Here is a 12,477-nt window from a genome sequence, read left to right as displayed (position 1 = left end):
CGCGTTCACCGTCGCCGGCCCGGCCGCGCCCCCGGCGGCCGCCGCCGGGTCCGGCGGGGTCCGGATCGCCTACTACGACCAGTGGAGCATCTACCAGAACGCCTACTACCTGAAGAACGTCGACGCCATCGCCGGCGACCTCGACTACCTGCTCTACGACTTCGAGAACATCGATCCCACCAACCTGACCTGCTTCGAAACCACGAAGGCGACGACGCCGGATCCGGGCGGCGAGACCGACCCGAACGCCGGTGACGGCGCCGAAGACCAGTTCGCCGACTACCAGAAGACGTTCGGCTCGGACATCAGCGTCGACGGCACCGCCGACACCTGGAACCAGCCGATCGCCGGCAACTTCCACCAGTTGCAGGAGCTCAAGGCAAAGCACCCGAACCTCAAGGTGCTGCTGTCGATCGGCGGCTGGACGTACTCGAAGTACTTCTCCGACGCCGCCGCGACGGACGCGTCGCGCAAGAAGTTCGTCAGCTCGTGCCTCGACATGTTCATCAAGGGAAACATCCCGGCGTCGGGCGGCTACGGCGGCCCGGGCACCGCGGCGGGCATCTTCGACGGGGTCGACATCGACTGGGAGTACCCGGGTTCGCCGACCGGGCACCTCGGCAACCACTACAGCGCCGCCGACACGGCGAACTACACCGCGCTGATGGCGGAGTTCCGCGCCGAGCTGGACGCCTTGGGCGGCAAGCACTACGCGCTCTCGGCCGCGCTCCCCGGCGGCCAGGACAAGATCGCGAAGATCCAGACCGACAAGATCGGGCAGTACCTGGACTTCGGCAACGCGATGACCTACGACATGCACGGCGCGTGGGACGCGACCGGCCCGACGAACTTCCAGGACCCGCTCTACTCGTCGCCGGGTGACCCGTCCGGCACGATCCCGCCGGGCACCGAGAAGTACACGATCGACTCGGTGGTCAAGGACTACCTGCACGGCAACAGCGCGTACGGCATCCCGGGCGGCTTCCCCGCGGCCAAGCTGACGCTGGGCATCCCGTTCTACTACCGCGGCTGGACGGGGGTGCCCGCCGGCTCGAACCACGGCCTGTACCAGTCGGCTTCGGGCCCGTCGGCCGGGCATCCGTTGAGCGGCAACGTCCCCGGCGTCGCGATGTACAAGGAGCTGTCCGGCGTCGTCGACAACCCGGCCGACACGTACTGGGACCCGGTCACCCAGTCGGCGTGGTTCTACGACGGGACGAACTTCTACGGCGGCTCTTCGGCGCAGTCGGTCCGGGCCCGCACGGACTACATCCACTGCACCGGCCTGGGCGGCGCGATGATGTTCTCGCTCTACGACCTGGACCCGGGTTCGACGTTGTTCCACGCGGTGGTCAACGGCCTCGCGGCCTCGACGCCGAGCTGCTCGACGCCACCGCCGACCACCACTCCCCCGACAACCACGACGCCGACCACACCCACGACCCCGACCACCCCGACCACTCCGCCGACAACCACGACGACGCCGCCGTCGATCCCCGCGTGGGCACCGTGGACCGCCTACGCGGCCGGCACCAAGGTGACCTACAACGGCCAGACGTACACGTGTCGCCAGGCACACACGTCCCAACCGGGCTGGGAACCCCCCAACGTCCCCGCCCTCTGGCTGGCCGGCTGAGCAGTCTGCCGCGGCTTGTCGTGAGTGTTCAGGGCGGTTCTAACCGCCCTGAACACTCACGAGGTCAGTTGCCGTTGGGGGCACCGACTCCGGGCGCGGGGGCCGTCGCGTTGCCCGCGATGCCGTAGCGCCCGGCCCCGCCGTCGAGCTGTTCCTTCAGCGCCAGGATCGTGCTCACCCGCCCGGCCGAGCTGTCCACGTTGTCCACAGTGGACAGGATCGACGTCGCCGACGTGTCCGCGCGGACGACGCCGAGCGCGCCCGTGCCGCCGGCCGAACCGGCGTCGCCCGCGAGCACCGTGCCGGCGCCGGAGCGGTCGAGCTGCGTGGCGAAGCGGGCGATCGTCGCCGCGCGGTCGCCCGCGCCGTCGCCGGTGGCCTGGGCGCCGGTCAGCACGATCGCCAGCTGCGCCGGCTTCACGTCCCCGCCCGCCTTGACGAAGCCGCCGTCGGTGAGCCCGCCGATCGCGGCCGCGAGCTCCTCACCCGAGGACTGCGGCTTCGCGGTGGTCTTGTCCAGCAGCAGCACCGAGCCGAGCAGCGCACCGGCCAGCGTGCCGGAGTCGCCCGCGGTCGGGAACTTCGAGCCGGCCGGCTGCAGCCGCGTGACGACGTCGCGGAGCTGGTCGGCCTTGTCGGGGTCGCCGAACGCCGCGGTCAGCTGGACCTCGCCGGTCACCGAAGCACCGGACTGGCCGATCAGCTGCTTGAGCGCGTCCCGGTCGGCCGGGCGCGCGTCCTCGGTGGTCACCAGCACCACCGACCGCTTGTCGAGCGCGCCGGCGACGACCTTCGGGCCCATCGAGCCGGCGAACGCGTCGGCATCGGCGAGCCGGGCGTTGAGCGCGTTGCGCTGTGCCTCGAGATCGGACACCTGGCTGCCGAGGTCCTTCTTCTCGCCCGCGAGACCCGACAGCAGCGTGCCGTTCAGCGCGGTCGAGCCGAGCACGACGCCGACGGCCAGCGCGAGGAAGCAGGCGGCGATGGAAACGACGTGGTAGCGCAGCGAAATCACGTGAACAATCCCTTGACCCAGGCGAAGAGCGAATTCCAGGTGTCGCGCAGCCAGTCCAGGTAGACCGAGCCGACGTCGGACACCAGCAGGGCCGCGGCGACCACCACGACCGCGGCGAGCACGAGCAGGACGACCGCACCGATCGACACCCGGCTGCGGTGCAGCGTCGCCACCGCTTTCCCGTCGACGAGCTTCGTGCCGAGCTTCAGCCGGGTCAGGAACGTCGACGGGTTCGAACCGGACCGGCCGTGGTCGAGGAATTCGCGCAGGGTCGCCTGGAACCCGACGGTGACGACCAGGCTCGCGCCGTGCGCGTCGGCCAGCAGCAGCGCGAGGTCCTCGGCGTTGCCGGACGCGGGGAACGTCACCGCGCCGATGCCGAGGTCCTGGATCCGCTCGACGCCGGGCGCGTGCCCGTCGGGCTGGGCGGGCACCACGACCTCGGCGCCCCCGCGCAGCGTGGCGGTGCCGATGCCGGTGGGGTCGCCGACGATGATGTCCGGCTGGTAGCCCTGCACGCGCAGGGTGTCCGCGCCGGCGTCCACGCCGACCAGCACCGGGCGGTGCTCGGCGATGTACTTCTTGAGCTTCTTGAGGTCCTCGGCGTGCCCGTTGCCGCCCGCGACGACCAGCACGTGCCGGTCGCGGATCTGCGCCTTCAGCTCCGGCACGCCGACCCCGTCGAGGATCAGCGTGCGCTCGCGGCGCAGGAACTCGATGGTGTTGGCCGAGAACGCTTCGAGCTGCGTCGACATCCCGGCCTTGGCCTCGATCATCTGGTCGGCGACGCTGTCGGCGCTCTGTTCGATGCCGGAGGCGACCTGTCGCTCGCCGACGTACACGACGCCGTCGAGCAGGCGCAGCTTCGTGCCGTCCTTGATCGTGCGCAGCAGCTCGCCGCCGACCGAGTCGACGAGCGGGATGCCGGCGGCGACGAGGATCTCCGGGCCCATGTTCGGGAACCGGCCGGAGATCGACGGCGACGCGTTGACCACGCCGGCGACCTCGGCCTCGACCAGGGCGTCGGCCGTCGCGCGGTCGAGGTCCAGCTGGTCGAGCACGACGATGTCGCCGGGACTGATCCGGCGCAGCAGCTCCCGGGTCCGGCGATCCACGCGGGCGACGCCGCTGATCCCCGGGAGGGGTTCTTGGTTCCGCGTGAGCAGGCCGGTGAGCTTCATGTGGCCGATGGTGACAAATTTGCTCGTGGGACGACGGACGCCACGCCGTAGCCGCTGTGACTCGTTGTGGTGAGCCCCGTCGCCATCCCCCGCGCGGGTCAGGCGTCGGACTCCTCCGACAGCGAGCCGAAGCCGAGGTTCAGCCAGGGACTCGCCGGGTCCTGAAGGAGCTGGTGGTGGACCCGCACGGCCGCCGGGTACCACTCACCGAAGTCGTCGCCGTCGGCGTGCAGCACCCGGCCCATGACGTACCCGGCCGACAGGTCGGCCCATGACTGGTGGTAGCGGCGCGCCAGCGAGCCGGCTTCGAGCACCATCAGCTCGGCGGTGAGCGCGTCGCAGTAGCCTGCCGCCAGCCCGGCGCGGGCGATCGCGACCGCCCGGCCGACGTCCCAGGACAGCGCCGTCGTGACGAACCCGTCCGCGTCGACCAGGCCGTCGGCGCGGAACCGCTGCTCGTACCGGGACACGCGGCGGACGGTGTGGCGCAGCTCGTCGGCCTGGTCGGCGGCGTCGTTCTCCGCGCACCACCGGTCCACCAGCCCGGCCCAGGTCAGCGGGTCGAACTCGCCGCCCGGCAGCCCGTACTCGGCGGCGAACCGCAGGCGCAGCATGAGCACCAGGTTGCCGGGCGTCAGCGCGTAGCCGTCGCCGATCAGCCGGGTCATGGTCGCGCGCCACTCCGGCGGGTCGGGCACGCTCCACCAGTCGCGCAGGCCGCGGACCTCGGCGACGTAGTCGTGGAAGCGCGCGTCGAGGACGTTCCACGGCGTGGCTTCGAGGACGGCGAGGTGCGCGCCGCAGGCGAGCGCGTGCGCGATCGGCCCCTCGAGGTGCCCGTACGGCGCCGTGATCAGCCGCTCGACCTGCTCCTCCAGCGGCGTGACGTCCTCGAGGTGCGCGTCGAGCCACGGCTGCAGCGTCGCACCCGGCAGCCGCCACTCGCCGCGCGTGCCGCGGTTGAACACGACCCGCTCGTGCCGCCCGACGCCGTCGACCGCCCAGTCCAGCGCGCCGCTCATGGCCACGACGTCCGGGCCGAGGTCGGGCAGCGCGCCGCGGGTGAAGACCTGGAGGAACTCGTCGCCACCGGTCTCGAAGTAGACGTTCGGGAAGGTCTCCGCCCGCTCGTCGAGGATGCTGCGGGCGTCCACCCGCCGGATCGGCACGAACAGCTCCTCGCCGGCGAGGAGGCCGAGGTAGCGGTCGAGGTCGCCGTCCCGCCGCGCGGCGGCGAGCTGGGCTTCGACATCGGCGGGCGGCGGCAGCATCACGGGGCGGCTCCCTCCGATCGGCCGGTCAGCACGACGAGCTTGCCCGCCGTCCGGTTGTGCTCCAGGTCGTCGTGCGCCTGCCGGATCTCCGCCATCGGGTAGACCTTCGCCGGGCCGAGGCTGGCTTCGCCGGCCGCGATCCGGTCGAGGTACCGCTGGAGGACGGAGGCGGGCAGGTCGTCCGCCTCACCACCATAAGCGGTCAGCCGCACCCCGGCGGGAAGGTAGCCGATCGGATAAAAATTCTTGACCGTCCACTGGTTCGACAACATGCCCGTGAAGCAGACGGTGCCGTGCACGCGGGTGGCGTTCAGGGTGTCCGGCAGGGTCGGCGTCCCGACCAGTTCGAGCGCCGCGTCGACGCCGTCCGGGACGATCTCCCGGACCTGGTCCGCGACGTTCCCGTCGTCCAGCAGCGGGTGGTCGGCACCGTGCGCGCGCAGCGTTTCGAGGCGGTCCGGCTGCCGGGTGGTGGCGAAGACCGTGGCGCCGAGGTCCTTCGCGAGAGTCGCGGTGGCGAACCCGAGAGCCGAGGTGCCGCCGCGGATCAACAGGGTCTGGCCGCGCTGAAGGTCGAGTCCGGTGGTCAGCGAGCCGTACGCGGTCTGGAGCGTCTCGGGGACCTGGCCGAGGACCTCCCACGGCAGGTCGGAGCGGAACGGGATGACCTGCTCGCGCGGGACCACGGTGTATTCGGCGTAGCCGCCGTCGAACGTCCGGCCCATGCCGCCCATCATCGTGGCGACCTGCTGCCCGGGCGTGAAGCCGTCGCCGGCGTCGACGATCCCGACGGCCTCGATCCCGGGCACCCGCGGGAACGTGACGCCTTCGGCCAGCCCGAGGCGGGTGTGCAGCTCGGACCGGTTGAGCCCGAACGCCTTCACGGCGATCCGCACCCAGCCGGGTTTCACCTCCGGCAGCGGAAGCTCCTTCAGCTCGAGGTTCTCGACGGGACCGGGTTCTCGGAGTACCACTGCGCGCATCCTGGGTCCTTTCTTCGCATGCGAACAGTCCGCACAACAACTGTCCGCGCGAGTAGTATTCCCGGCGTGAGCCTGTCCCGAGACCACGACGCGGCCTGGCGGGGTTTTCTCCGTTCGTCGGCGCTGCTGCTGCGCGTGCTCGACGCCGAACTGCGGGCGGAGCACGGGATGTCGCACCGCACGTACGACGCGCTCGTCCAGCTTTCGGAGGCCCCGGACCGGCGGCTGCGCATGAAGGACCTGGCCGACGCGCTCGTGCACAGCGCGAGCGGGCTGACCCGGATCGTGGACGGCCTCGAATCGTCGGGCTACGCGCGCCGCGAACCGGACCCGGCGAACCGCCGGTCCACGCTGGTCGTGCTGACCCCGGCGGGCCTCGCCGCACTGGAGGCGGCGTGGCCCACCCACGTCCGAGGGGTGGAGCGGCACTTCGCGGAGCACGTCAGCCGGGACCAGGCCCGCGTGCTGGCGGAGGTGTTCCGCGGCATCACCGCGGACCTCGACTGACCGCTACTTCTTCTTCGCCGCCCGCTTCCGCTTCGGCGTGAACTCGGCCTTGTCCTTCTCCGCCGTGGCCAGCAGTTCCTCCGCGTGCGCCCGCCCGGTCTCGTTGTCCATCCCGGCGAGCATCCGGGCCAGCTCGCTGACCCGCTCGGCCTGCTTCAGGTTCTTCACGCCACTGCGCGTCACGCCGCCGCTGTGGCCCTTGTCCACCACCAGGTGCTGGTCGGCGAACGCCGCCACCTGTGGCAGGTGCGTGACCACCAGGACCTGGTGGGTGCGCGCGAGCCGCGCCAGCCGGCGGCCGATCTCGATCGCCGCGCGGCCGCCGACACCCGCGTCGACCTCGTCGAACACCAGCGTCTGCACGGTGTCCGCGTGGGCCAGGACGACCTCGATCGCCAGCATCACCCGCGACAGCTCACCGCCGGAGGCCGCCTTGTGCACCGGCAGCGGCGGGGCGCCGTCGTGGGCCCGCAGCAGCAGCTCGACGTCGTCGACACCGTCCGCGCCCGCGTGCACCGCGCGGCCGTCGATGGTCAGCGCGTGCGTGTCACCGTGCTCGGCGGGGCGCTGCTCGACCGTCACCTCGATCGCCGCCTGGCCCATCGCCAGGCCGGACAGCTCCCGGGTGATCTCGGCCGCCAGCTCGGCGGCGGCCTTCTCGCGCGCGGCCGACACCTCGGCCGCGTGCGCGGCCAGCTGAATCCCGAGCTGGTCGCGCCGCAGGGCCAGCCCGGCGAGCGCCTCCTCCGAGGTGTCCATCGACTCCAGGCGGCGCCGGGCGTCGTCGGCCCAGGCGAGCACGCCGTCGACGTCCGCCGCGTACTTGCGGGTCAGCCGCTTGAGGTCGGCCTGGCGGGCCAGGACCTTCTCCAGCAGCGCCGGGTCGGCGTCCAGCGTCTCGACGTAGCTGCCCAGCTCGGCCCCGACGTCGGCGAGCAGCACCGACGCCTCTTCCAGCCGCGGCGCCAGATCGCGCAGCACGGCGTCCTCGGACGTCGAGAGCCGCCGCAGCGCTTCCGAGACCAGGCCGGCCGCGCCCGGGGCGTCCGGATCTCCGTCCGGGGAGCCGGAGACGGCGACGTGCGCTTCGGTCGCCGTCGCGCGCAGCTCGTCGACCGCCGCGAGCCGCTTGATCTGCTCGGTGAGCTCGACGTCCTCGCCCGGCTCGGGCGCGACGGCGTCGATCTCGGTGAGCCCGTGCTTGAGCAGGTCGGCCTGCTGGGCCATCTCCCGCGACCGCGTCGACCGCTCGGTCAGCTCCGCGATCACCGCCAGCCACTCCGCCCGGACCTCCCGGTAGGCGGTCAGCGGCTTCGCCACGGCGTCCCCGGCGAACCGGTCGATCACCGCGCGCTGCTCGGCCGGGCGCAGCAGCCGGAGCTGGTCGTTCTGCCCGTGCACCGCGATCAGCTGTTCGGACAGCTCCGCGAGCACGCCGACCGGCACGGACCGCCCGCCCAGGTGGGCGCGCGACCGCCCGTCGACGGCGATCGCCCGCAGCGCGATCACGCTGCCGTCCTCGTCCACGTCAGCACCCGAATCGGTGACGATCCGCTCGGCGCCTTCGACGCCGGCGTAGGTGAATCGCCCTTCGACGAACGCCTTGAGCATCCCCGTCCGGACCTTGGACACCTCGGCCCGGCCACCGGACAGCAGGTGCAGCCCGGTGACGACCATGGTCTTGCCCGCACCCGTCTCACCGGTCACGACGGTGAAGCCCGCGTGCAGTTCCAGCAGGGCGTCCTCGATGACTCCGAGGCCCTGGATGCGCATCTCGGCCAGCACGCCGCCTACCGTAGCGGCCACCACCGACACTCTGCGCGCCCGGGACCCCGGCGAGTCGCCGATATGTTCGAATGAATCGCCGAGCGGTGACTATTCGCAGGGGCGTGCGTGGCGTTCGCGCCAGCTCTTGACCGGCAGCGAGAACTTCTGGACCAGCCGATCCGTGAACGGGCCGTCCCACAGCCGGACCAGCCGGACCGGCGTGGTGCCGCACGTGACCCGTACCCGCACCCCCGGCGGCAGGTCGACGTGCCGGGTCCCGTCGCAGGTCAGCACGGCCGACGACCCGTCCGGGTCGATCCCGACGGTGATCACCGAGTCCCGCGAGACGACCAGCGGCCGCGCGAACATCGCGTGCGCGTTGCTCGGCACGACCAGCAGCGCCTGGACGTCCGGCCAGATGATCGGACCGCCCGCCGAAAACGCGTACGCCGTCGAACCGGTGGGCGTGGCGCAGAGCACACCGTCGCAGCCGAACGCCGACACCGGGCGGCCGTCGACCTCGATCAGCGCGTCGAGGACCCGCTCGCGCGTGCTCTTCTCGACGCTGGCTTCGTTGAGGGCCCAGGTGCGGGCGACCTCCTCGCCGCCGTGGGTGACCGTGACGTCGATGGTCATCCGCTCTTCGACCTGGTAGTCGCCGTCGACGACCCGCTGCACGGTGTCGGCCAGCGCGTCGGAGTCGGCCTCGGCGAGGAAGCCGACGCGCCCGAGGTTCACGCCCAGCACCGGCACCCCGGCGGGCCGGGCCAGCTCGGCCGCGCGCAGCAGCGTGCCGTCACCACCGAGGACGAAGACCAGCTCGACGCCCTCGGCGGGGTTGTCGTCCGGGTCGACGACGGTGCAGGTCGCGCCGACGCCGTGCTCGTCGGGGTTGATCAGCGCGCAGACGTCGTGCTCGATCACCCGGATCCGGATGCCGGCCTTGGCGAAGCGCGCCGAAACCTCGCGCGCGGCCTCGCCCGTCGCGTCGCGATCGGGGTGCACCATGAGGAGCACTTCACGTTCGGTGGTCATGCGGGCCCTTCCTCGACGGCGGTTCGGACGAGCCGCTCGGCCTCAGACCTGTCTACCGCGTCCACAGTGGACCCGGCCACGTGTTCTTTCTTCAGCCAGACGAAGTACTCGACGTTCCCGGACGGCCCCGGCAGCGGGCTCGCCGTCACCCCGCGCAGCGCGAGCCCGAGCTTCGCGGCCTCGTCGATGACGGTGAGCACGGATTCGGCGCGCAGTTCCGGGTCGCGGACGACGCCCCCGCTGCCGAGCCGGTCCTTGCCCACCTCGAACTGCGGCTTGACCATCGGCACCAGGTCGGCGCCTTCGCGCGCGCAGGCGGCGAGCGCGGGCAGCACGAGCTTGAGCGAGATGAACGAGAGGTCACCGACGACGACGTCGACCTGGCCGCCGAGGTCGTCGGGAGAGAGGTTGCGAACGTTGGTGCGGTCCATGACCACGACCCGTTCGTCGGTGCGGATCCGCCAGTCGAGCAGGCCGCGGCCGACGTCGGCGGCGATCACGGTCGCGGCGCCGTTGCGGAGCAGGACGTCGGTGAAGCCGCCGGTGGACGCGCCGGCGTCGAGGCAGCGCTTGCCTTCGACGCTCAGGTCCGCGAAGGCTTCGAGGGCGCCGAGCAGCTTGTGCGCGCCGCGGGAAGCCCAGCCGGGGTCGTCCTCGTCCTTGACGACGATGGGCGCGTCGGTCTCGACGCCGGTGGCGGGCTTGCTGGCCACCATGCCGCGCACGGTGACCTTGCCGCCGGTGATCAGGGCCGACGCTTGTTCGCGCGACCGGGCGAGGCCGCGCCGAACCAGTTCCGCGTCGAGGCGCGCCCGCTTGGGCACCGTGGTCAGACCTTGTCGATGCTGGAGAGGGCGACCGTCAGCTCGGTGTGCACCGCGTCGAAGCGCTCGACGTGCTCCGCGAGCGGCAGCGCGTCGAGGTCGTCCAAGCCGGCGACGGCTTCGTCGATGCCGGCCCGCGGGTCGGTCTGCTGCGAGAACGAACCGGGCGGCGGGCCCGGCACGGGGTAGGGATGATCCTGCACGTCACAAACGGTAGCAGTCAGCCCAGCCGGGCCTTCGTGTCCTCGCCGAGTTCGGTGACACCGGTCTCCCAGGCCACGTGGCACAGCGCGCGGAGCAGGTCCAGGCCGTCGCCGTCACCGTTCGCCGTCAGGGTCTGGTTCTCGACGGTCACGGACCACCCCGGCCGCGGCCCGATCTTGAGGTCTTCGGGCGGCTCGGTGAGCGCGGTGAGGTCCTCGGCCAGGTAGGTCCCGCGCTCGGCGGGGATGGCCCTGATCAGCTGCTCCGGCGTCGCGACCCCGGAGAGCACGACGAGCGAGTCGATACCCGCCGCGACGGCGCCGGCGATGTCGGTGTCGAGCCGGTCGCCCACGACGAGCGGCTTTTCGGCACCGGCGGACCGAGCCGCGGTCTCGAACAGCAGCGGCTGCGGCTTCCCGGCGACCAGCGGTTCGACGTCGGTCGCGGTCCGCAGCGCGGCGACCATCGAGCCGTTGCCGGGCAGCAGGCCGCGTTCGCTGGGCAGGGTCGCGTCGACGTTGCAGGCGACCCACAGCGCGCCCGCGCGGATGGCCAGGCAGGCCTCGGCGAGCGCGGCCCAGGTGTTGTCGGGCGAGTGCCCCTGCACGACCGCCCGGACACCGTCGCCGTTCTCCCGCACCGGCGTCAGCCCGGCCCCGGCGACCTCGGCCGCCAGCGACTCGGTCCCGACCACCAGGACTTCGGAGCCGGGCTCGAGCCGGTCCTTCAGCAGGACGACACCGGCCTGGGCGCTCGTGTGCACCTCATCGACGCCGGCGGGCATGCCGAGGCCGGTGAGGTGCGCGACAACCTCCTCGGGCGCTTTGGAGGCGTTGTTCGTGACGAACCGGACGGGAGTGCCGTGCTCGCGCGCCGCCTGGATGGTCTCCGGGGCGCCCGGGATCACCCGGGCGCCGTGGTAGACGGTGCCGTCGAGGTCGAACAGGACGGCGTCGTAGGCCGCGAGCAGGGCGTCACTCATCCTTCTCCTCGTTGGCCAGGTCAGCGGCCCGCTCGGCGGCGTCGGTCTCATCCTCGGCGTCGGCCTCGGCGGCGTTGAGGAACCACTGGACGGCTTCGTCCTTGCGGCCCGCGGCGACGAGGTTGTCGGCGTAGGCGTAGAAGAGCCGAGCGCTCCACGGATCGCGCTTCTCGGCCTTGAGGTCGTCACCCTGCAGCGAGACGACGGCGGCGTCGAGCTGCCCGAGGTCCCGCCGAGCCCCGGCCGCGACGATCGCGAGCTCGATCTGCACGGCCTTGCTCAGCGAGGCCTTGTCGGCCTCCTTGGCGAGGTCGAGGGCCCGCTCGGGCCGCCCGAGCGCACGCTCGGCGTCGGCGATGATGGCGATGTGGTCGTCGGTCCGCGTCATCCGCCGCACGGCCCGCAGCTCGGAGAGGGCTTCGGACCAGTTGCCGGCGTGGTAGGCGACGAGCCCGAGCGCCTCCCGGACGATCGGCACGCGCGAGGCCTTGGCCTTGGCGTACTTGGCGTGTTCGAGCGCGGCCTCGGGATCGCTGTCGATCAGCCCACCGGCGGCGACGAGGTGCTTCCCGACGGTCTCGGCCAGCCCCTTCGGCAACGTCCTCAGCTCGCGGCGGGCATCCTCGTCGAGGTCGGAGAACTCGATGTCCTCGGGCAGCTCGGGCGCCTCGAGAAGCTCCTTGGCGAGGGCTTCGTCATCGAGCGCGGACCCGACCTTGGGCCGCGGTTCCCGCCGCACGGGCCGCTCATCCCGCTTGAAGTCCCCACCGGACCGCGGCTTGCGATCCCCGTAGGAAGCCTTGCCCTGGGGGCGCGAGGCACGGTTGTCGGAACGGTCGCCACCGGAGCGGCTGGGCCCATCCGAATACCGGCTGCTACCTCCGCTGCCGCTGCCACGCCGGTCGTCGCGGCCACCGGAGTCGCGGTTGGTGTAGCCACCGCTGCTCGGCCGGCCGGAGTCCCGGTTCCCGTAGCTGCCGCCCCGGCGCTCGTCACGCCCGCCCGAGTCGCGGTTGCTGTAACCACCACTGCTCGGCCGACCGGAGTCACGGCCACCGCCACGACGGTC

At 72.2% G+C, this 12,477-nt stretch carries 12 protein-coding genes; 2 read left to right on the top strand and 10 right to left on the bottom strand.

Going from position 1 to position 12,477, the window contains the following annotated elements; translation table 11 throughout:
• Positions 1–1,636 (top strand): glycosyl hydrolase family 18 protein (locus tag G3I65_RS20205; RefSeq protein ID WP_160697491.1); only part of this gene is annotated, 1,636 nt, incomplete at its 5' end.
• A gap of 64 nt (positions 1,637–1,700) precedes the next feature.
• Here the strand turns inward: G3I65_RS20205 and G3I65_RS20200 are convergent.
• The 4 genes from G3I65_RS20200 to G3I65_RS20185 all read right to left on the bottom strand — a co-directional run bounded on the left by G3I65_RS20200 (position 1,701) and on the right by G3I65_RS20185 (position 6,089).
• Positions 1,701–2,651: a copper transporter gene (locus tag G3I65_RS20200; RefSeq protein ID WP_160697490.1), complete on the bottom strand. Its 951-nt coding sequence runs from the start codon at positions 2,649–2,651 to the stop codon at positions 1,701–1,703.
• Positions 2,648–3,832: a putative cytokinetic ring protein SteA gene (gene steA / locus G3I65_RS20195; RefSeq protein WP_160697489.1), complete on the bottom strand. Its 1,185-nt coding sequence runs from the start codon at positions 3,830–3,832 to the stop codon at positions 2,648–2,650. Before steA ends, G3I65_RS20200 begins: the two co-directional genes overlap by 4 nt.
• Before the next feature lie 98 nt (positions 3,833–3,930).
• Positions 3,931–5,103, bottom strand: coding sequence for a DUF1266 domain-containing protein (locus G3I65_RS20190; RefSeq protein ID WP_166640337.1), 1,173 nt, complete (start codon positions 5,101–5,103; stop codon positions 3,931–3,933).
• Positions 5,103–6,089, bottom strand: a complete 987-nt coding sequence (locus G3I65_RS20185; RefSeq protein WP_160697487.1) for a zinc-binding alcohol dehydrogenase family protein — start codon at positions 6,087–6,089, stop codon at positions 5,103–5,105. The genes G3I65_RS20190 and G3I65_RS20185 overlap by 1 nt, the downstream gene beginning before the upstream one ends.
• A 66-nt stretch (positions 6,090–6,155) precedes the next feature.
• Here G3I65_RS20185 and G3I65_RS20180 point away from each other — a divergent pair, with 66 nt between their 5' ends.
• Positions 6,156–6,596, top strand: a complete 441-nt coding sequence (locus tag G3I65_RS20180; protein WP_160697486.1) for a MarR family transcriptional regulator — start codon at positions 6,156–6,158, stop codon at positions 6,594–6,596.
• Positions 6,597–6,599: 3 nt separating this feature from the next.
• On the opposite strand, the gene recN is transcribed toward G3I65_RS20180, so the two are convergent.
• From recN to G3I65_RS20150, 6 genes are all read right to left on the bottom strand, one after another.
• Positions 6,600–8,381, bottom strand: coding sequence for a DNA repair protein RecN (gene recN, locus G3I65_RS20175; RefSeq protein WP_163046723.1), 1,782 nt, complete (start codon positions 8,379–8,381; stop codon positions 6,600–6,602).
• A gap of 90 nt (positions 8,382–8,471) precedes the next feature.
• Entirely contained in the window at positions 8,472–9,398 is a 927-nt protein-coding gene (locus G3I65_RS20170; protein ID WP_125313658.1) for an NAD kinase, read from the bottom strand.
• Positions 9,395–10,222 carry a TlyA family RNA methyltransferase gene (locus G3I65_RS20165; RefSeq protein ID WP_125313657.1) on the bottom strand — a complete coding sequence of 276 codons (828 nt, stop codon included), beginning with the start codon at positions 10,220–10,222 and terminating at the stop codon, positions 9,395–9,397. The genes G3I65_RS20170 and G3I65_RS20165 overlap by 4 nt, the downstream gene beginning before the upstream one ends.
• 5 nt (positions 10,223–10,227) lie before the next feature.
• Entirely contained in the window at positions 10,228–10,425 is a 198-nt protein-coding gene (locus tag G3I65_RS20160; protein ID WP_043774930.1) for a hypothetical protein, read from the bottom strand.
• Between the two features lie 17 nt (positions 10,426–10,442).
• Entirely contained in the window at positions 10,443–11,408 is a 966-nt protein-coding gene (locus tag G3I65_RS20155) for an HAD-IIA family hydrolase (RefSeq protein WP_160697484.1), read from the bottom strand.
• Positions 11,401–12,147 carry a tetratricopeptide repeat protein gene (locus G3I65_RS20150; protein WP_225440162.1) on the bottom strand — a complete coding sequence of 249 codons (747 nt, stop codon included), beginning with the start codon at positions 12,145–12,147 and terminating at the stop codon, positions 11,401–11,403. The genes G3I65_RS20155 and G3I65_RS20150 overlap by 8 nt, the downstream gene beginning before the upstream one ends.
• Positions 12,148–12,477: the final 330 nt, after the last annotated feature.

This window comes from Amycolatopsis sp. SID8362 (assembly GCF_010550475.1).
GTDB lineage: Bacteria > Actinomycetota > Actinomycetes > Mycobacteriales > Pseudonocardiaceae > Amycolatopsis > Amycolatopsis eburnea.
Note: the sequence above shows the minus strand (reverse complement) of the source record. Positions and strands in the feature narration are given on the sequence as shown.